General features: G+C 45.3%; 18 protein-coding genes. 12 read left to right on the top strand and 6 right to left on the bottom strand.

Going from position 1 to position 19,908, the window contains the following annotated elements; all coding sequences use genetic code 11:
- Nucleotides 1-92: 92 nt before the first annotated feature.
- Both ATB76_RS04975 and ATB76_RS04970 read left to right on the top strand, forming a co-directional pair.
- Nucleotides 93-737, top strand: a complete 645-nt coding sequence (locus tag ATB76_RS04975) for an alanyl-tRNA editing protein (RefSeq protein ID WP_061034800.1) — start codon at nt 93-95, stop codon at nt 735-737.
- 144 nt (nt 738-881) lie between these two features.
- Nucleotides 882-1,301: a cupin domain-containing protein gene (locus ATB76_RS04970; RefSeq protein WP_061034799.1), complete on the top strand. Its 420-nt coding sequence runs from the start codon at nt 882-884 to the stop codon at nt 1,299-1,301.
- Between the two features lie 62 nt (nt 1,302-1,363).
- On the opposite strand, the gene ATB76_RS04965 is transcribed toward ATB76_RS04970, so the two are convergent.
- On the bottom strand, nt 1,364-2,266 hold the full coding sequence (locus ATB76_RS04965; protein WP_061034798.1) for a DMT family transporter: 903 nt from the start codon (nt 2,264-2,266) through the stop codon (nt 1,364-1,366).
- Nucleotides 2,267-2,386: 120 nt separating this feature from the next.
- On the opposite strand from ATB76_RS04965, the gene ATB76_RS04960 reads away from it, so the two are divergent.
- The 7 genes from ATB76_RS04960 to ATB76_RS04935 all read left to right on the top strand — a co-directional run bounded on the left by ATB76_RS04960 (nt 2,387) and on the right by ATB76_RS04935 (nt 6,832).
- On the top strand, nt 2,387-2,869 hold the full coding sequence (locus tag ATB76_RS04960; RefSeq protein WP_061034797.1) for a MarR family transcriptional regulator: 483 nt from the start codon (nt 2,387-2,389) through the stop codon (nt 2,867-2,869).
- Between the two features lie 185 nt (nt 2,870-3,054).
- Complete coding sequence (locus tag ATB76_RS04955) at nt 3,055-3,489, top strand: Mpo1-like protein (protein WP_061034796.1); 435 nt, start codon at nt 3,055-3,057, stop codon at nt 3,487-3,489.
- Between the two features lie 15 nt (nt 3,490-3,504).
- Nucleotides 3,505-3,705, top strand: a complete 201-nt coding sequence (locus ATB76_RS27085; RefSeq protein WP_227742665.1) for a hypothetical protein — start codon at nt 3,505-3,507, stop codon at nt 3,703-3,705.
- Between the two features lie 147 nt (nt 3,706-3,852).
- Complete coding sequence (gene cyaB, locus ATB76_RS04950) at nt 3,853-4,401, top strand: class IV adenylate cyclase (RefSeq protein WP_020197363.1); 549 nt, start codon at nt 3,853-3,855, stop codon at nt 4,399-4,401.
- A gap of 139 nt (nt 4,402-4,540) precedes the next feature.
- Complete coding sequence (locus ATB76_RS04945) at nt 4,541-4,870, top strand: hypothetical protein (RefSeq protein ID WP_042600731.1); 330 nt, start codon at nt 4,541-4,543, stop codon at nt 4,868-4,870.
- A 214-nt stretch (nt 4,871-5,084) separates the two neighbouring features.
- A complete protein-coding gene (locus ATB76_RS04940; protein WP_042600732.1) occupies nt 5,085-5,699 on the top strand; it encodes a sugar O-acetyltransferase in 615 nt (204 codons plus the stop codon).
- 185 nt (nt 5,700-5,884) lie between these two features.
- Complete coding sequence (locus tag ATB76_RS04935; RefSeq protein WP_061034795.1) at nt 5,885-6,832, top strand: DMT family transporter; 948 nt, start codon at nt 5,885-5,887, stop codon at nt 6,830-6,832.
- Between the two features lie 82 nt (nt 6,833-6,914).
- On the opposite strand, the gene ATB76_RS04930 is transcribed toward ATB76_RS04935, so the two are convergent.
- From ATB76_RS04930 to ATB76_RS04920, 3 genes are read right to left on the bottom strand one after another with little or no spacing between them, the layout of a single operon-like run.
- Complete coding sequence (locus ATB76_RS04930) at nt 6,915-8,006, bottom strand: porin (protein ID WP_061034794.1); 1,092 nt, start codon at nt 8,004-8,006, stop codon at nt 6,915-6,917.
- A gap of 1 nt (nt 8,007) precedes the next feature.
- On the bottom strand, nt 8,008-8,487 hold the full coding sequence (locus ATB76_RS04925; RefSeq protein WP_061034977.1) for a hypothetical protein: 480 nt from the start codon (nt 8,485-8,487) through the stop codon (nt 8,008-8,010).
- Between the two features lie 17 nt (nt 8,488-8,504).
- Nucleotides 8,505-11,666 (bottom strand): response regulator, encoded by a 3,162-nt coding sequence (locus tag ATB76_RS04920; protein ID WP_061034793.1) that lies wholly within the window; start codon nt 11,664-11,666, stop codon nt 8,505-8,507.
- Nucleotides 11,667-12,122: 456 nt separating this feature from the next.
- On the opposite strand from ATB76_RS04920, the gene ATB76_RS04915 reads away from it, so the two are divergent.
- Entirely contained in the window at nt 12,123-13,658 is a 1,536-nt protein-coding gene (locus tag ATB76_RS04915) for a diguanylate cyclase (protein ID WP_061034792.1), read from the top strand.
- A 56-nt stretch (nt 13,659-13,714) separates the two neighbouring features.
- Here the strand turns inward: ATB76_RS04915 and ATB76_RS04910 are convergent, their stop codons facing one another.
- On the bottom strand, nt 13,715-14,146 hold the full coding sequence (locus ATB76_RS04910) for a hypothetical protein (RefSeq protein ID WP_061034791.1): 432 nt from the start codon (nt 14,144-14,146) through the stop codon (nt 13,715-13,717).
- 252 nt (nt 14,147-14,398) lie between these two features.
- Between ATB76_RS04910 and ATB76_RS04905 the strand changes: the two genes are divergently transcribed.
- Nucleotides 14,399-14,614: a DUF6434 domain-containing protein gene (locus tag ATB76_RS04905; protein ID WP_061034790.1), complete on the top strand. Its 216-nt coding sequence runs from the start codon at nt 14,399-14,401 to the stop codon at nt 14,612-14,614.
- Nucleotides 14,615-14,673: 59 nt separating this feature from the next.
- Nucleotides 14,674-15,336: a DNA alkylation repair protein gene (locus ATB76_RS04900; RefSeq protein WP_061034789.1), complete on the top strand. Its 663-nt coding sequence runs from the start codon at nt 14,674-14,676 to the stop codon at nt 15,334-15,336.
- A gap of 88 nt (nt 15,337-15,424) precedes the next feature.
- On the opposite strand, the gene ATB76_RS04895 is transcribed toward ATB76_RS04900, so the two are convergent.
- Nucleotides 15,425-19,825 carry an SslE/AcfD family lipoprotein zinc metalloprotease gene (locus ATB76_RS04895; RefSeq protein ID WP_061034788.1) on the bottom strand — a complete coding sequence of 1,467 codons (4,401 nt, stop codon included), beginning with the start codon at nt 19,823-19,825 and terminating at the stop codon, nt 15,425-15,427.
- Nucleotides 19,826-19,908: the final 83 nt, after the last annotated feature.

The raw sequence follows: 19,908 nt of genomic DNA, 5'->3' as shown, positions 1-19,908 counted from the left end.
GGAATCGGGCAGAGAATCACACAGATACGCTATGCATTGATATAAAAGTCACCTAAAGTAGGGCATCACCACAATAAATTGCAGGGAAGGCAATGACGCACAAAGTATTTTGGGATGACCCGTATCAAGTTAAGTTGGAATCTACCGTATGTCGCGTAGACGGACCTTGTATCGAGCTAGAAGAAACCATCTTTTACGCCGAGTCTGGTGGTCAAGAAAGCGATGTAGGCACCATCGGTGGTATCCAAGTGATAAAGGCGGAGAAGCAAGGTCTATCCATTGTTTATACACTGGAACGTGAGCCAAACTTTGAAGCTGGCGCAATCGTGACAACTCAGATTGATTGGGCGCGTCGTTATGCTCTGATGAAACTGCACTTTGCCGCGGAAGTGATTCTTGAAGTCGTGACTCAGCGCTTTCCTGAGATGACTAAAGTCGGAGCGCACATTTCTGCCGACAAAAGCCGGGTTGATTTTGAATGGCACGAGAGCGTCAAACCACTGCTGCCAGACCTGCAACAACAAGCTCAAAGTGTGATCGATTCTCACGCTGACATCATCAGTGACTTTTCTGATACCAGCGAACAGCGTCGCTACTGGAAAGTTGAGGGCTTTGCGCAAGTTCCGTGTGGCGGCACTCATTTAAAGAACACTTCGGAAGTTGGGCGTATTCAACTAAAACGAAAGAACATCGGCAAAGGCAAAGAGCGCATCGAAATCAGTCTAGTAGAAGAGTGATGCTCAGCTCATCAATAAAGTAGGCTGTTGTATCGTGGCAATAGACTTCGCTGTTTCGCTCACACTTCTTCTTATCCACTCGTCATCACCTTCCATCCTCTCTTACTGTTTAAACAAAGGTTATCGATAAACAAGGAGAGGATTTTGAAACCGATTCTAACCGCAGTGATTGCACTTTCATTGGTGCTTAGCTCTGTATGGGCAGACACCCATTTGCCAGGTTCAGTAGAGGCTGACGTAGTCCTAAAGACGACAACCAGTTGGGATGGCACTACACTGCCTGAATACCCCAAAGGCCAACCGGAAGTCACCATTTTGAAAATTACCGTCCCGAAGGGAGTGGAGCTTCCCATGCACCAACATCCTGTTATTAATGCTGGCATTGTGCTGAAAGGGGAAATCACAGTCACGAAAAAGGATGACGAGAAGATCGTACTGAAAGCCGGGGATGCAATTGCGGAAGTCGTCGACCAATGGCATTTTGGCGCAAATACGGGTGATGAGCCGGTAGAGATTTTGGTGTTTTACGCTGGTGTGAAAGATAAGCCGATAACGGAGAAGTGAAGCATGCAGAACCAAAAAGCCCGAGCATAAACTCGGGCTTTTGTTTTTCACGTTGCAGAGCGTTATGACTCACAAGGCTTTGCGTTATTGATATTGCGTTTTTGTTTGAACGACATCAGCAGTTGCGGAACCAGCGACATCAGGATCATGCCAAGCATCAAGCTGTATTGTACGGGTGTGAAGCTTTCGCCCATCAATACTAAACCAGAAACAATGCCAGCTACTGGGTTTGCGATACCACCGAAGGTAAAGTCCACCACCGACATGCGTTGCAATAGCCACACGTACATGCCGTAACCAAGTGCGGTGTTAAGGACGATGACCCACAGTAAACCACCGACGTTTCTTAATGATGCGTTTTGTAGGGCGCTCACATACGGCTCTGGATTAAAGCTCGCAAAGATGGCTGCGGCGATAGAAAGAATGATGCCGCCTAAAATGAGCTGCCATGTTAGTACCGTCCACCAGTGCATTCTTGCACCAAGAGACTTAGTGACGCTACTGCCGATAACGATACACATGATTGCCGAGAGCATAGCGATTAAGCCAATTGGGTTGAGTGTGATCGAACTAGGATCAAACAGGAACCACGCCAGTGCAATCAGTGCTGCACCGCTTATCCCTTGAATCAAACTTGGTTGTCGCTTGTACACAACCCAGCCAAACAGCATCGCGAACACAGGGACGGAGATCATACCCACTCCAGAAATTGCAGAAGGCAAGGTCAACGCCATAACAAAGATGAGTCCGAAGAAGAGGGCGATATTGATTGTGCCGAGTACCAGTAAGATCTTCCAATCTTGTTTCTTTGGTAATGTTGGTTTGATAGCAAGCAACAAAAGGCCAGCCGGCAAAGCGCGCAGGGCGCCAAGCAACACTGGCGGCCAGTCTGGCAAAGTAAATTGTGTCACGGCGTAAGTGGTGCCCCAAAAAAACGCCGGAATCATCGCGAGTAAAATGTTCATGTTAAATATCTTTACGTTGAGATAATTTATTGTAAAGGTACGCTCGAGATGGCTTTTTGTAAAGTATCTTTATGTTAAAATAAATTCGTAAATCAAAATGTCTTTGGAGATGAAAGGGTAATGGACGCAATTGACAGAGTGGTAAGCCAGTGGGCTAAGGAAAAGCCGGAGCTCGACACCGAACCGATGGCGATCATGGGGCGTTTGATGAGAATCGCAAAGCACATGGAGAACCACGTCGCCGATCTGCACAAACGTTACGACCTTAAAATGGGTGAGTTTGATGTCTTAGCAACGCTGAGACGCAGTGGTCAGCCATATCGTTTAACGCCATCGGAGCTGATTTCATCCATGATGCTGACGTCCGGTGCCATGACAAATAGGCTTGATAAGCTAGAGAAGAAAGGTCTGATTGCACGTGAGCACAGTAAAGAAGACCGCCGCAGCGTCACTGTCGAACTCACAGAAAAAGGTTTCGAGTTAATTGACTCACTGATAGAGCAGCACTTTCAAGCGCAACATGAGCTGATGGGGTCTTTGAGCAGTGCAGAAAAAGGGCAGGTTAATCAGGCGTTAAAGCTTCTCTTGCCGCAGTATGAGTAATCGAGAACCTATGACCTAGTGGTTGCTAAACTAACGAAAGCGCAGCGTATTTCATTGGGATATCAGTAACATAGTTTGTGCTTGGTCACAGATACTTTGTTTATTATCAATATCTTCGGGCAAAAACTCGCACCTTTAACTCGCACCGACTATATAAATGTTATAGCGATGTTAAAGGTGAAGTTATGCGTGAACTCTCTGAATGGTTAGAAGCCTACGGTGAAAGCCATCAAAACCCAATCAATCAAAAGATTCATAAAGTGGCGGTGCCGGGTATCTTTTTATCCGTGGTTGGGTTGATTTGGTCTATTCCGCAAATTCCTTTGTTTGGATTCAATCTCAACTGGGTATGGGTCGTTGCTTTACCCGCGTGGATCTTCTACTTCCGGTTGTCTCTTAGCGTATTCATGATGATGATTGGCTACACCGTTGCGTGTATCGGCCTGATCTGGTCGATGGACATACTCGGTTGGCCAGTTTTACAGATTTCGATGCTACTGTTTGGTGTGCTTTGGATTTTCCAGTTTATCGGACACAAGATTGAAGGGAAGAAACCATCGTTTTTTGAAGACGTTCAGTTTTTACTGATTGGTCCTATTTGGTTGTTTCGTAAGCATTAATTAAATGGGGAAGCGTTGGCATTTTATAGCGCAACCAATCTTGTCGTTAGTTTGAGTGGTGTTCCATGGTCTGATCTCTCCATGCCTGCGATTGTGTTTGCTTTTACCCGAATGGCTCATCCCGTCATGTACATTGCGGATGTTGCCATCGGCAGGACTCTGGTCGTTATCGCTGGCATCGCTAGTTGTGTGTATATGCGTTCTCTCGCGTTTTAAGTTTTGTGCCACGTTTTGCACAAAGTTATCTTGTGTTTCAGACCAGCAGCGGAACTCATGCTAATCTTTCGCCAATTTTAAAAGTCCTTTCACCTTGTGAAGAACAGAATAAAAAGTCGAAGCGAACAGTTGTAGAGAGGTAGTCGCGTGAGTGCACAAGATCATTTTCAAGGTCAGTTTGAAGTTGAATTGAAATACCGAGTGAAAGACAAGCGAGCGTTTTTAACCGCGCTGAGCAGTTTGCAGCACGAGGTGATGTTCGAAGACAACCAAGAATCAGATTGGTTTTACGATACACCTGATCGCAAACTAACCAACGAAAACAAAAGCTTGGTGATTCGTGAAATCGAACCATCTGGCATTAAGCTTTGGATTGTTAAAGGTCCGGAAGAAGATCGTTGCGAAGCAACAGACATCACCAAGTCTCACGCGGCAAAAAGCATGTTAGAGAACATGGGTTACGAGGTCATTCTCCATACTAAGAAGACTCGCAGTATCTACTTTGTCGGTGAATTCCATATCACGCTTGACCACCTTGAAGGCATCGGTTATTTCGCAGAATTCGCGATTATGACTGATGATGAAAGCGCACTAGGACGCTACAAACAAAAACTGCAAGCACTAGCAGGCATGTTTGGTTTGGATGAGTCCAACCGAGAATTGCGCTCTTACAAACAAATGTGGACCGCTCAGTAAAATCGCCGTCATTTCTTATTGGTCTGACAAGCAACTCCCTCCAATCGCACTATGATTAAAGTAGTGCGAGCTTGCCGTCTCGCACCACCATTCCATTTCGCAGACTGATGGTGACAATGTCACTTAAACGGAGGGGGAAATGTACAACCGCGAGCACAAATACGTGTATTGGCGAGAAGAGCGCAAGAAAGGCAAATGGCACTACATAATGAAGTCTTTCTTGATGATTTGCTGTGCGTTGTTGGTTGGCAAGGTTATTGGCTTGTTTATCTTTGGTGAGCTGCAAACGGTAAGGGATATTACAGAGCAGTTTCCTGCCGATGTCTTTATCATGATGCTGGTGGGATTCCCTATTAGCGTTATTGGTTGGTATCACGAAGAGTCGAAATTCTTCCGAGCCTTAAAGCGCCGAAATAAGAAATTTAAAGCGCGTTTGGAAAGTCGCAAAAAAACCAACAAGCCAGCTTAGAAAGATGCCGCAAGATTCGAACTTTGCGGCATTTTTGATTTTTGTTCGCATTTCCAATTTTGACTCGAATCCCTTTATCTTAGCCCATGTTCCTTCGCTAATAATTTCTTACTTTCTTTCTTGGATGACGCATGAATTTCATGACTTTTGGCAAACCTTTCTTATCCTCACTCTGCTAAATTTCAACCAAGAACATCCCCTCACAGGAATAATAATGGATAAGAAAACCATGTTGCACAGTCAAAAAGTCTACTTCTGTAATGATGAAGAGCTGGCGGCAATGCAAACCGAATGTCTTGAGACCTTATACGATTACAACCACACACGTCCTTCGGAATCAGAAAAGCGGGGCGAGATACTCGGGCGTCTGCTCGCGTCTGTAGGTGAGAATTGTTACATCGAACCGCCTTTAAGAGCGAACTGGGGCTGTCACACTTACCTTGGTGACAATGTTTACGCGAACTTCAATCTGACTTTAGTCGACGATACCTACATCTACATTGGGAATAGCGTGATGATTGGACCTAATGTAACCATTGCAACGGCAGGGCACCCAATCGACCCCGATTTGAGACGAGACGTCGCGCAGTTCAATATGCCGGTTCGAATTGGAGATAACGTATGGATTGGTGCGAACTCGGTGGTATTACCGGGTGTGACGATCGGAGAAAACTCGGTGATTGGCGCGGGCAGTATCGTAACTAAGGATATTCCTGCCAATGTGGTTGCCGTTGGTAACCCGTGTCGTGTGCTCAGAGAGGTCGGACAACACGATAAAGAGTACTATTTTAGAGATCGTAAGCTTGAACAAAATATGTTCAATGGTTAGTCTGAACCTTCTACCCGAATAGGAAAGTAAAATGATCATCCGCACAACCAACCTCTGGTGGCTCCTCCTTCTAATGCCAAGCAGTCGGTAGGTTGAGTTGTGCCTGGCTGCGAGTAGATGCAGCCAGAATCGTATTCTATCTCGTAGCCTTGTATGAACAGAAAATGTGTTATCAAGGAGAGACAATGAATACGGCATCCGAATCCAATCCACATTCAGAAAACAAGCCAACCAAACCCTTCAAACAACCGATCAATTCGGTCACATTAGGCGTATTGTTTGCACTCGCGGGAACATTACTTTTTTCTATCAAGCCCATTTTCGTCAAAATGGCCTATCAGCATGGTGGTGATGCCGTTAGCATCATGACGCTGCGAGCGATGAGTTCATTGCCCGTGTATCTTTGTATTTTGTTTTGGATGCTGCGTAAATCTGAACATCGGACACAAGTGAAAAGCCACGGATTAAAAGCTGCGGCAATTGGTGTGTTGGGCTATTACTTAGCTAGCTATTTAGACATTACTGCACTTAACTATATTTCCGCTCAATTGGAGCGCTTGCTGCTTTTCCTATTTCCAACGTTTGTTGTGTTGATCATGTGGTTAACGCAAGCTCAAGTACCTAATCGTAATATCATCATCGCGGCTTTGATTGGTTATGTAGGCGTTGGATTGATTGTTGCCCACGACCTTTCTCAATATGGGGATCAGATATGGTTAGGTGGTGGATTAGCAGTATTGTCTGCTTTTGTCTTTGCAGTTTACTTAGTGATGAGTAAAGGGAGTATCGCCAAGCTTGGTAGTACAATCTTTACTAGCATCGGGATGGGCAGTGCGGGTGTAGCGATTCTAGTTCATCTGGTTTTCAGCGACTTAGATCTACAAACATTGAGTCATGAACTTATCATCATTGGTGTATTACTTGGATTGTTTTGTACTGTGATTCCGTCTTATTTGATTGCGGCCGCGATGGCGAGGTTAAATCCGGCGCATTTAAGTTTGGTGAGCAATGTTGGCCCTGCAATGACTGCGCTTTGCGCGATTCTGATACTGGGTGAGTCTTTTACTTGGTTTCATGCCGTAGGGATGACTTTGACGATCCTCTCCGTGGTGATGATAAACCGAAACAAGTGATGTGTTGGGTGAATAAATCAAGAGACTTCAAAGCAGAGCAGGTCGAGAACGTTCGACCTGCCTTGTAGTTAACTGACTAAGGTTAGAAGACGAAGTTAACCATTATGGTGTAAAGATTGGCTTCATCTTCCGGTGGTGTGTTAACAAACGCACCAGAGGCATTGCGATAAGCGTTGAAGTGTTGCCACTCTGCATTGAGTGAAATGTTGTAATGAACATCGTATCTCACACCGAACAGGTAACTGTCACCGACACGATGTTCGTGGTCATCAAACTGTTGGCCGTAAGTCACGTATGGTGTGAATCTGTTGAGATTATATGTCCCTTGAACGTACCAGGCAGAAGCGATGTCGTTGGTTTGGCCCTCAACGGTTAACGTTAGCGCATCAAACTCGTATTCTGCCCCAAGAGAAAACAGCTTGATGCTTTGGTCTTTAGCGTTCAGGATTTGATCTGGCACTTGCACTACACCAACCCCTGGGATATTCGTAGTGAGGTTGGTAAGTTTCGTCTCTTGGTCGTAGTTGGAGTCTAAATAGGTAAAGTTCCAACGGTAGTAATCACCACTCAGAATGAAGTTCACACCGTACATTTCATTGGTCTTGAACGTCAATTCGGTATTGGCGTTAAAGTCGACCGTGCTTTCATCATGGAAACCGATGAAAGGTGTCGTGGTTAACGTCATGCTGTCGTTCAAGTCGTAATTCCAAAGCACCGACAAACCATTGTAAGCGGTGATGCCTAATATGCTGTCGTAAACCTCATTTGGTGGGCGAGCAGGGGTAAAGGCATGTCCCACGTAGTAGTACTCCGAAGCGAGAAAGACAGGCATTCTTAAGCGGCCACCTCGAAACTCAACGTTTCCATAGGTGTACGCCAAGTATGCCCATTCTAATTGCGGCTCACTCCAATGATCTTGTGGACGTTTCACCACTTGTGCAGAAGCTTTGAAAGCATCGTAAAAGAAGTCGAGTTGCACACCAAACGTTGTATCACAGTCGTAACAGTTTTCGTCATCGATAAAGCGATTGACCAGCAGTGGTGTCTCGTTATCGGATGTCGCCCACGAGGTTGAACCAAATCCGCTGAGTGATAAATTATCGGTAATTTCTATGGTTGCGAAGCTCGGAAAAGCCAGACCACTTAGTGCAATTGCGATGAGTGATTTCTTCATATTATTTCTCCGAACTGACTACGTAGAGGATTTGTGCATTAGAAGGCAGACTACTCACCGGTGCGTAACCTATGCGATTAGGTTTTTCTTTCATCCATTCCAATAGAGCGTTCATATCTGAACTATCAATGACTTTAGGCGGACGTGCTTTGCCAGAAAAAGACAAACTCGCCCAATGCGCATTCATCTGTGCGACGTTCTTGTTGAGTAAATAGCGATAAAACTCAGATCGCTCTGACGATGTGTCTGGCCAGTCTGACAGTTCAATTCGTTTCCCTTGTAAGCGTTTGGTTTTTCCACGGTAGAGTTTTCTCGCTTTGGTAATATTTAATTCACTAAACTCTGAGTCGAGAGAGAATATGGCGTATTGATCCGCGGCTAGAGCCTCGCTATCGGACGACATGAGCAACGCGAAGGCAATCAGCGCAGTCGTCAATCCTCTCGCCATGCTGTTTTTGGAAATAAAGAATTCGGTATGCATATCCATCAACCTTTTCGTTAAATCACGCTTTCAATTTGATGAAGAAGTTTCTCTTTCCGCACCGGTTTCGGTACATAGGCATCCATACCTGAGTCATAGCAACGTTGAATATCGTCATCCACAACACTGGCGGTTAATGCAATGATCGGTGTTTTCGGTAGACCAGAGTTTCTTTCATATGCTCGGATTTCTTTGGTCGCTTGGAAGCCATCCATCACCGGCATCATGCAGTCCATTAAAATGATGTCAAAGCCATTATCTTGTTGGAACATATCCACGGCAATTTGACCATTTTCTGCAATCTCAAACTCATAACCAGCTTTACTTAACAACAATGATGCTACTTTTTGGTTTACGGTATTATCTTCAACTAACAGAATACGCTCAGAGCGACTCGGTAGGATCGTGATTGAAGGCTCTTCTTTTAGAGCCGCTGCTTGATGGTTATCCACATGACTAACTGGGGCTGGACTGATGTTGTTAATCGTAGCGTCGACAACTGGTACGTTAGCAGCTTTTGCCAGTTTCTCTTTCAACACATTCGCTTTGAACGGTTTCGGGACGTAGTCGTCCATACCAACATCAAAACACTTCTGAATATCGTCATCCACCACACTCGCGGTTAAGGCGATAATAGGGATGCGGTAGTTGCGGTTTTCATCTTGCTCGATCTGACGAATTTTCTCTGTCGCTTCAAAGCCATCCATGACAGGCATCATGCAGTCCATTAAGATCAATGCGTATTGGCTCTTTTTGAACATTGCAACGGCTTCGGCACCATTTGCAGCTAAATCGAAAGGGAAGCCCGCTTTGGTCACGTGCAATCCAGCAATTTTTTGGTTTACTGTATTGTCATCAACCACCAATATTTTAGCTCTGGTATTCGCGACACTGGTTACGGCTAGTTGTGCTTTTTGGGTGAATTTTGCTTCGCAGCTTTCAAGTGCTTTCACTAAACGTTGACCAAGCAGTGGTTGAGTAATGATGGCACTCACGCTCTGACCGAAGTCAAATTGACCGCTGTGTAAATGCTTCACTAAACACAGACGAACATTCTGTGTTTCCAGTCTGTGGAAGATGTCTTCATTGGCTTTGGCTGCATTAGGACGAGTCTCGGCATAGATCACAACCACCTGTTCTTTGTCATTGATCCATGTCGGTAGCTCATCTAATGACGTTACGGATTGATGCATCGCGATGCGATAGAAATTAAGCTCATCACGTAGGGTACTTTCCATATTCGGGTCGTCACAAACCAGCCAAACCTGACTGTTATGAGCGGTATGCTTTGAGTCAAAATCTAGTTGGACTACGGAAGAAGTCAGTTGGAAGAAGAAGCGGCTCCCTTGGCCTTTCTCAGATTCCAATTGGATCTTTCCACCCATCAGCTCTACCAGTTGCGTGCTGATCGCTAAGCCAAGCCCAGTGCCTCCAAATTGGCGCGTTGTAGAGTCGTCTTCTTGTGCGAAGGGTTCGAATATCTTTTTCTGCTGTTGTTCATCAATACCGATGCCGGAATCTTGCACTGAAAACTCCATTACCGCGTAAGAACCCGACACGGAATGGGTTGATACCGACAGGCACACAGTGCCACTTTCGGTAAACTTCACCGCATTAGACATAAAGTTCATGATCACTTGGCGTAAACGGTGATCATCAATCATCAAGCGGAATGGAGTATTACGGCTAATGTTTACCTTAAGGTCGATGCCTTTTTCTTTGGCTTTTGGAGAAACAATAGAAGCAATGTCGTAGATAGATTCACGCACACAGGTTGAATGTGGACTGATCAGCAACATGCCCGATTCAATCTTGGAGAAATCCAGAATGTCGTTAATCAGACTAAGTAGTAACTGAGACGAGGTTTCGATAGTATCGACGTAATCACGCTGTGTGGCTGTTAATGAGGTATCGGAAAGCACTTCAGATATACCAATTACCCCATTAAGTGGTGTGCGAATTTCATGTGACATGTTAGCAAGGAAGCTGCTTTTTGCTTTGCTGGCTTTAATCGCGTCGTCTTTCGCACGCTCCGCATCCTCTTTTGCTTGGGTTAATTTCACTTTCGCTTGTTCGCGTTCGTAACTCAGGCGCTCTACTTCCTGAGCGAACTTACTCAACTCGTCTTTGCCTTTGACTAATTCTGCGAGCGGCGACTCTTCGCTGTAGCTGTCGCGGCGTAAAAACTCGAGAACAAGGTTTAGGTTGCCTGTCACTTTACGTACTAAACGTATTGCGAGGCTGATGACCAAAATGGTGATTAACGACATCACGCCGATGAACATGAGCCGCTGTTGGTTGGCAATGGAGATGGCATGATCAACGTCAGCATTAAGTTGGTCAGTCATTTTATTATCGACATTTTGTAGCAGTTCGAGACGGCCGTTTAGAGCAGTCAAACCCGTCGCGACTTCTTGGGGAGGTAGGGTACTCAACTCTTGTTCACTGAACAGATAAGCACGGAATTCTTGGCTAAGAACGAATACTTCATTTGTGAAGGTTTCGATTAACAACTCAACTTGTTGTTGATTAGCATTAAGGGTTACAAAGCGCTCTAAAAACAGTTGTTGATTTTTGACTAAGGATTCAATCTCGCTACCGATGTCTGTGTCGTAGTACTGGTTTTGTTCAACGGAATAAATTAGGTACTGGCTTAAACGGTTTTCTTCTTTCGACCAGAACATTAGCCACTCAATTTGCATTAAAGCAGACAGATGGTTTTGGATTTCAACCGTGGCATTGTTAAAAGGGATTTTTTCTAAAGCCAAAAGAATCTGTTTGTAAGTGTCGGCGCGCCATTCAGCTAAGTCTAGACGCTCATCCATGTCTGTACTGGTCGCGAGAGACAAACTTGCTTCTTCTAGGCTTGACAACAAGTCCGCCATTTCAACGCCTTTATCGGCAAAAATGAGAGTGGCGGTGGCATTGAGTTTCTCAGTTGTACCTTTGATCATCACCGCTTTATCGGTTACGTCTGGATTGCTAGGCAGGTTGTAAAGATACGAAACCTGGTCCATGTAGTCAGAGAACAAATGTGCTCTTTCAAGATCTTGAGCCTGAGTCGACAACCTAACGACTTGTTGTCCCGCCAGAAAGAGCAACAAAACGATGGGTAAGAAAACTAAGCAAAACAGCTTGTGTTTTACGGAGAGGTTATTCCATGAAAGCGATCCAGCCACAGTGCACGTCCATATCCAAGAGATTGATATGAAAAGTGTAGTTTATGTATCTCATTTGTTAGAAATGGTGTAGAAAAATTCATACTTATACAATCCAAAAAGTGTGACTCTTGCGACAAAGGTGCAGTTTGTTAAGAGGATATGGTTTCAAAAATATCAATAACTCCCTTCCTATTAGATTTATATCGTTTATTTAAAGTAATGAAACGTATCGATAAAAACCATTTGTTGTACATGGAAAATGTTTTGTCGTAACTCGGGAGAAAGTTGCTGTTTCGATATACAGGGGTAGGTATAATTTGTTTGCTTTCTTGCTAATGAGAATGCCAAACGTCAGCGCTTGCATTTTATGTAATTTGTACTCTGATTACAGCTAAAGGGCGCAAATAAGACGTGTCACCCATCGATTAGAATACGTATTTTAAAATACGACAATGTCACAACAACAATTAAGTCATGAATGTATCTCGAAGTCTTCAAAGAGTAACGCTCCGCTACACCGTCCCAATTGTCTTTATCGCTTTATTTACCAACTTTACCTATTGGGCCTACCAACAAGTCGATGAAGCAAAGAGTCTTGCTCGCTACCACGTGAAATCGGCTGAAGTAAACCTAGGAACCATCGTTGGTGGGTATCGTGATTTGTTGCGGGCTATGAGCAATGATGAGCATTTCACCGAATCAGAATTGTCGCTGAAAGAGCGAGCCTCTCGGGCTGTGTCTTATAAAGAAGCGTTTGAATTGGCAGGGATCGGGTTCAGTGATGGCGTTGGGAATATGGTCAGCACGCACAATAACAAAGTCCATTCCATCGCACATCGAGACTATTTTCATCAAGTAATCCGAACCCAAAAGACCGTCATGACCGATGTACTTACAGACATCAGTAATGGCAACATTGTGTATGTCCTATGCCGTCCAATGTTTGACTTGTTAGGGGATTTGCAGGGGACCATTTCAGCATCGATTCACTTTAGTGAGATTCAACATGCGTTAAAAACGGACAACGAAGATGATATTTATAGTGTCTTATTGGATGATGAGCTGAATGTCATTAGTCATTCCAGAGATGCACAATATGTTGGTGTCAATCTGTTCAATTATGGTTATGAAAAACTCTTTGATCGGGAAGCCAATTTACACGCTTTATCGAATTCTTCTTCCGGTGGTTTCTTCACTTATTCTTCGCCATTTGATTTGTCATACATTGAGTTCCGCAAGATCGAGGACACGCCTTGGATTTTACTTTCAAAAGCCAAGTTCAGCAGTTTACTCGGTGAAGGGACAACGATGTTTGGTGTTAACGTCCTGCTTATCATCGCGATTTATCTTGTGATAACACGATTGATGGGTAAACAAGTCGTTGGATTAACGCAGCCTCTAGACCGATTCTTAGAAGAGAGCCAAGTGGTTCTCAATGACAGTTCTATGGAGCTGAAAGAGCATTTTGAGTTGGTATTACAAGCCAGTCGCAATGGCGTGTTTTGTTCACGCAGTGGTTTGCTCACGCGGGAGTATTTCTTGCGAGGGGCAGAAAAGTCGTTGTCTCTTAGTAATACGCCCAAAGCTTGTATCTTCTTTGATATGGATAACCTCAAGTACATCAACGATACATACGGTCACTTAGCGGGCGATAAAGTTATCGCTCTGTTTGTGGCGGTGTTGAGAGAGAGTTTTGGCCACAAGCGCGACATCATAGGCCGATTTGGTGGTGATGAGTTTGTGGTGTTAACGCAAGAGTTTCGAACGAAGCGTGAATTAGAGCTAAAGCTAGACAAGTTCCTCGCTAAATTGCAAAGTACGGCGGATCGTTTAGGCATTGATATCAGTTTAACCGCGTCAATTGGGGTTGTTCTCACAGAGGGCGTGGGGCGCGATATTGATATTCTGCTGCACTGTTCCGATATGGCGGTGTACAGAGCGAAGCAATTGGGTAAAGGGCGTTACGCGTTTTATCATACTTCGATGGTAGAAGTGCCGATATTCAGTTAGCAAAAGGGAGGTGTGAAGCCTCCCTTTTTTATTGTGTCTCAGCCGCTGGTGGTGAGTTAAGCCGTAACCGGTTGAGGCTGTTTTCTCAACACATAGATGTCATGATCTCGCAATAGGTAGAGAGCGAAACACGCAGCAAGCATCGGCCACGCCGCGAAGAATAATAGGTTGTTGAACGGGTCTAGGTACTTCGCAAACGAAGAGAAAGTCGAGCCTGCGTGTAATACCAGAATCGCAAGATAAGTCAGGTTCTTCCAAAGTCCAGCCACAAAAATCCCGATGAACACCAACTGGGCAATACCTAACGCGACAGAAAATCCACTCGAAATATCTAAACCATAGAAGCCAGAGAACACTTTCATTGCATGCTCTGGTACCAGCACCTTATCTAGCGCCCACATAATAAATACCAACGCGATACTTAAGCGCAATGCTAACAGCCCTAATCCTAACTGACGTTGAAGCTTTGGTTGGAGCGTTTCTTTCATTTTCATTCCTTTATTGAGTAGTGAAGGTTCCTAATGGCAGACCGACTCTTTCTTAAACTGATTACAACGAGATATGTAAATATTCGTGTCCCGTTCCAATTTGGATTCTTGTCAGCACAATACATAAACCACGGAAATATGACTGAATTGGCAAAAATGAAGTATTCGAGGACTCAAGGTGGATGTGGCTGATAGAAGATGTCACTCTTTCTTTGAGCAAGGAGTCGCTACCAAGCCTAGAAGAAGGGACATATGAGCAAAGTGGATTGGCATAAAAACCATATTGAAGACAACACGTTAATTACGTCTTCCTATAAGAGCACTCAAAATGTACGTCGTTACTTCAAATCCAAATGTGGAGACGATTTCAAGTTTGACCGTAGCTTTATGCAGTGGATGAACAACGCAGAAGGAACAAGCATGGGTGATGCCGCACAAGAGTGGTTACGCAGACAGCAAGCAAAATAGTTCACCAATAAAGTGATTCACGCTAAACGTATCGAAATGGAAGAACAGAAAGAAAAACAATGAGTATTGTAGAAACGTTAACTCAACAGTTAAGTGAGATTGGGTACCCAGAGAAGCGAGTGCGCACCGGCTTGGTGAGGGCGATCTCTGCCGATGGTTTTCGAAGTTTAGACACAAAGCAAGCAGACTTCGTTTTTGAGCAGTGTGAAACATTGCTGGCAGAGCGTGATTGGGCATTAAGCGTGATTGCGTTTGACTGGGCGTTCAGATTGAAAAAGCATTATGACGCCGCCACGTACGATCGATTCGAATCTTGGCTTTATCAATACATTACCGATTGGAATGATTGTGATGATTTTTGCACCCATGCACTCGGTGCGCTTATTGCTCAAGACAACAGCCTGTTTATTCGCACATTGGAGTGGGTTAAGAGTGATAACTTTGCCGTGAGGCGTGCAGCCGCAGTGACGCTTATCTATCCGATCAATAAAGGCCTGTATAAAGGGACTGAGCCTTTTCACATAGCGGATTTGTTGCTCGAAGATGATCATTATTTAGTGCAAAAGGGTTATGGCTGGATGCTCAAAGTGTTGGCCCAAAAAGAACCAGAGCGAGTGGTGGACTACTTGAAACGTAAGCATAGCAAGATGCCGAGAACGGCGTTTCGATATGCGATAGAAAAGCTGGATAAGCAAACTAAGCGAGAGTTGATGGCCTTGTAGCTTTCCTCTTCGGCACTTCGTCAAAGCAAGTTGAGTGATACAAAAAAGCCGACAGAATCGAATTCTGTCGGCTTTATCGTCTTACGGGTTACTTAACAGACAAATACTCAGAAGGTGATTTGTCTGGTTTCGGTAAATCCATCGCCGCAACCGTGTTGAAACCTGCAGGCGTTAAACCATTAGAGTAATCAACAGTGCCATTTGGCAGGTTAGCTTTGGTTTCTGATGGGTTCCACATACGGAAGTAATCTGCCAGATCATATCCGGTCAGGTATGAGGTACATGCCATCATGAGATCGCCTTGGCTTAACTGGCTGCTTTGCGCAGAACAGTAGTTGATGCCTTGGTCGCCAATACTGTCACCACGTGCTTTACGGTGTGCGAGTTTAAAGAAGTTCCAGCCTTGGTCTTCACCAAAGATGCTCGGCTTCTCTGCTTGATTCGCATACCAATCATCGATGTTGAAATGGTCTTCTGCCCAAAGCTTTAACTGGCCGAACATCGCTAAACGCATGCCGACATCCGCTTCACTCCAAGCATGGCCTTCGAAGCGATCGAGCCATAAAGGTGACTTGGATAAATCACTCGCAATGCGGTCCATGTATGGCTTTGATTCACGCTGCTCTTGCATGTAAAGCGCAAGAATGTTGTTGGTGACCTCAGTAGAGCCTGCCATCATAAACGGTGTTGAAGCAAGGTTGTGTCCGACTTCATGCCATAGTAACCAGTCATTGGTTGGGTTTGATGGAACGACAGTCCATGTTGGCCAATAGCTGTTGCTTTGAACTGGGTAGCCTGAGTGCGCCGCACCAATCGAGATTTGCGCATCATTCACGAAGCGATGTCGGTTGGCGAGCAGGGCATCGTATGTAAATCGACGGTGTTTTCCTTCTGTCGTAACTTGATCACGTCCGTAAAAATCACTCGCATGGTTCGCGAATGCGTTCAGTTCATCGGCAAACTTAGGTACGTCTGTGTCCAGTACGTTTTTCACTGGCGTCGTGTAGACGAAATGACCTGAATCGATTTCTGCCAATGGGACGTCAGTGTTGATTGGGTTTAACCATGCACCGTCTTTCCACCAAGACGCTCGAAGTACACCAGTGAAGTTAAACGTCACAACGTCACGATAATCCACTTCTAGCGGTTGAATGTAAATCAAACCACCGTAAGGTACTTTGAAGCTCAAAGACGAGCCATCATATTGAAAAGTCTTTTGCACGCGTGGTGGGCGTTTCAAGCTCAGTTCGTGGTTTGCACGGCCCGTTAAGTCATCCACTAATGCAACATTGATAGACGCTTTTACACCACCAGAGATGGTGACTTCTTCAAGTTGTGGCGCCCATAAGCCCGTCGATTGCATGCTGCCTGCCGTACCAATCACGGTTTTGTTGTCGGTATGAATCGCTACGCTCGCTGCACTGCCTGATTGAACAGGACGCCCCGGGTAGCCTGTCGTATCAACACTGATCTCTAAATCCCAGTAAGAGCGACCTAACATCATGCGTGTTAATGGCTTTTCCATCCAGTTCAGAGGGTAAGACGGATTCAGCTCGCCTGATTCGGTAATCATTGACCATTTAGCAAGTTGCTCTCGCGTCTCTTGACCACAAACATTACCGCCTTGATGTGCGTTGCTCGTGTAGCAGTTCAGCATTTCGACCGCACGTTCGAAGCCAAGCTCATCTTGTACGTTTGGATTGAATTCGTACTGCTCGTCGTTCCATAGCCAAACGGATAGGTTATCGTAGGTTGAAGTTAGCTCAGCTTGCGACAAGCGTTCACCAATCTCTCCTTTACTGCGGTAGTAAAGCTCGTGAGAAAGTAGGCGATCAATATTGGCACCTAAGTTCGCCGCTTTTACCATACTATCCACGACTTCAGGGCTCATTTCGTAACGAGTAAAATCTGGGCGATGGTGGTTACCACGGCTTGGAATGCCATGACCTTCGCGCACTTCAATACAGTTTACTTCGTATTGGTAATCGTCTTTACAAACCGGAACGCCAGGAAACTCGCGTTGAAGCTCTGCGATTGCTGCTTGTTTCTCTTGTTCCGACTTCACCATGTGGAAGGCATAACGTTGATGCTCTTGTCCATCAATGGAGACTTTGTATAGCGGTATTTCAAGGGTAGGCATGTCGATATTGCCCGGCCATGTCACCGTACCGTTGTCATTGATCTCAATCTTAGTCGTGTCGGCATAACGTTCATAAACCACGAGATCGTGTTCTGCGACGGTATGCAAGTTAGGCACGTTCGGACCTGATGTGCTGTGACACCAATAGCTGTCTGTACATAGAGATTGGAATGTCTTGGCAACGTTCGCACCGCCAACAGAAACGCCTGCCGCATCCGCTAAACGAGCAATTGGCTCTGGGTTACTTTCTTCCAAAGCATCAAAGAAGATGATGCTACCGCCGTTGTTTACGAACTCGATCAGCGCTGTGACGTCGTCTGCGTCCAACTTAGGTTGGTTGATGTCAGACACGACGGACTTTGTATCGTAGCCATCGGTTTTGATTTCGTAAGACTGAAGCAAAAGCAGTGGTGTAGAACTTGGATCTAATGAATCAAACTGGCCGCTGCTTAATACGTCCATTTCACCCAATTTATAGCTTGGATTGACAAAGAAATCGTAGATTTGACCTTCTTTGCGATCCCAACGGAATGCGTGACCTTTGTTGATGTTGGTAGCAATCGCGACAGATTCTTGTGTTGCGTTCGGTACTAACCAATCGATCAAGTTGCTGAACATGATTTGCATGCTGCCGTGATCGGTACGAGTATCCGCATCTTGCGCTTCTTGGTTATGAGGCGTGCTATAACGACATTGCTGTGCTTCGCTGTCGATGCCCAGATCTGCGCCTGCCCAGTAGTTTTCTGGACACGAGAAGATAGAGGTGTACATCGCGTTACCCAAGAACACCACTTTACCTGAGCCAATCATACCTGCCGTCATGGTTGGTAGATTAAAAGCCGCGGTTTGTTTGGAAATTACTTCTGGGCGCTGCATGACGACCGTTGAGTTTTCATCAATGGTTGTGGCATCCACAATGTAGGCTTTTTGATCTTTGCCTGAACCACGTGTCCACGCCGCTTCTTCACCAAACCCAAGCCAGTAACTGTTGTCGTTGCGTGGCATCAGAACAGGGAATGCTTCATTAGTTATGTTGAAGTTGCGCATTGCACGTGTGTAACCAGAGCCGCCCCAACCATGGTTATCATGGAAGATGTGCACGCTATCCACACCAGCATAAATCTGATGCAGAGACTGTGTGACATAATTGCTACCAGAAGCACGAATCGTACGCAGCATAGGCGCAGTAAAGCCTGACCATTGACGCGTTTGCTTTAGTTGCCCATCAATGATTTGTGTTAAACCTTGGCTGAATTGCGCTTCGAACTCATTTGGCGTGGTGAAGTTTGTGCCTTCAATTTTTGCGCCGTTTGGTAGGCTCAGATTGATCAGCTCGTTAATAACGTTCGGGTATTGTGCAAACACCTGACGAACAGTATCGCTGATCTCAATGTGGTTGCCAGAAGACACGCCATAGCGATAAACGAACGCATCAAGGTTCTGTTTCACCAATGGGTTGTCGCTTAAATCCGCAAGTTGGTAATTGACCTTATTGCCTTTCACTTGGCCTAGAGTAAAGGTGTCGATACCAAAGATCAGGTTCTCACCCCAAAGGTATTCAAATTCACCGTCGGCATCCGTGATTCCGCGTGCGGATTGGCTAAAGAACTCGACGCCAGCAAGCGCATTTCCTTGCGAGTCGGTTAAGCGGCTTTTGGTCAACGGCTTGTTGGCGGCACTTGGTTTGTATTCGTAAGTCGCCTCTGCATTGGCAGACACAAACGACCCCGTTAAGTTGTTGCTTGCGCCCGGAGTGACCTCTGGTTGAAGTTCTGGGTCAACGTGCGCGCTTGGCTGCTCACCTTCGTTTGCTACGCTAGGGTTAAGAAACTCGTCAATCGCCGCTTGATCGTCACTTTCGTACAAGTCTTGAATGTCATAACTGTTGATTTCATCTAAACACACTTGCGCGTCCTGAGTAGGACATGTGTCGATCCTGTTCAAGAGCTTAGTGGCGTTGTTTGCGTGTCGGCCGAGTACGTCTTTTAGGTCATAGGCTTGCGTTAATTCAGCTGGCTGTGAACCCATACGAGTTTGTTCTGGGATCTGATAACTGAACTCACCTAAAGTCACCCCACCAAATTGACAATCAAAATGGCCTTCTGAAGCTGCGTAGGTGAAGTAACCAGACTCACTGATGTCTTGCCCATCACACTGAATATCGCCAGTGATCTGTTTACCGTTAATGAACAGCTTACCTTGGTAGGTCGTTACGCCAATATCTGGTTGTTCAGGTGGTAAATCTGGTTCGACCGTTGGAGGTGTGGTGCTTGTTGAGTGTGTGTTTTCATCGCCTCCGCAGCCAAACAGCAGCGAAGCGACAAGGATTGAAAGAAGACTTCTTTTCAAAGACTAAACCCTTATGAAATGCCATCGAATAATGGATGGAGTATTGGTTGAGAGTGACTTTATTTAAAAGCTCAAAGTTTTTG

The organism is Vibrio sp. MOR3 (assembly GCF_001557775.1).
GTDB classification, from domain to species: Bacteria; Pseudomonadota; Gammaproteobacteria; order Enterobacterales; family Vibrionaceae; genus Vibrio; species Vibrio jasicida.
This window is presented reverse-complemented; position numbering and strand designations above follow the sequence as displayed.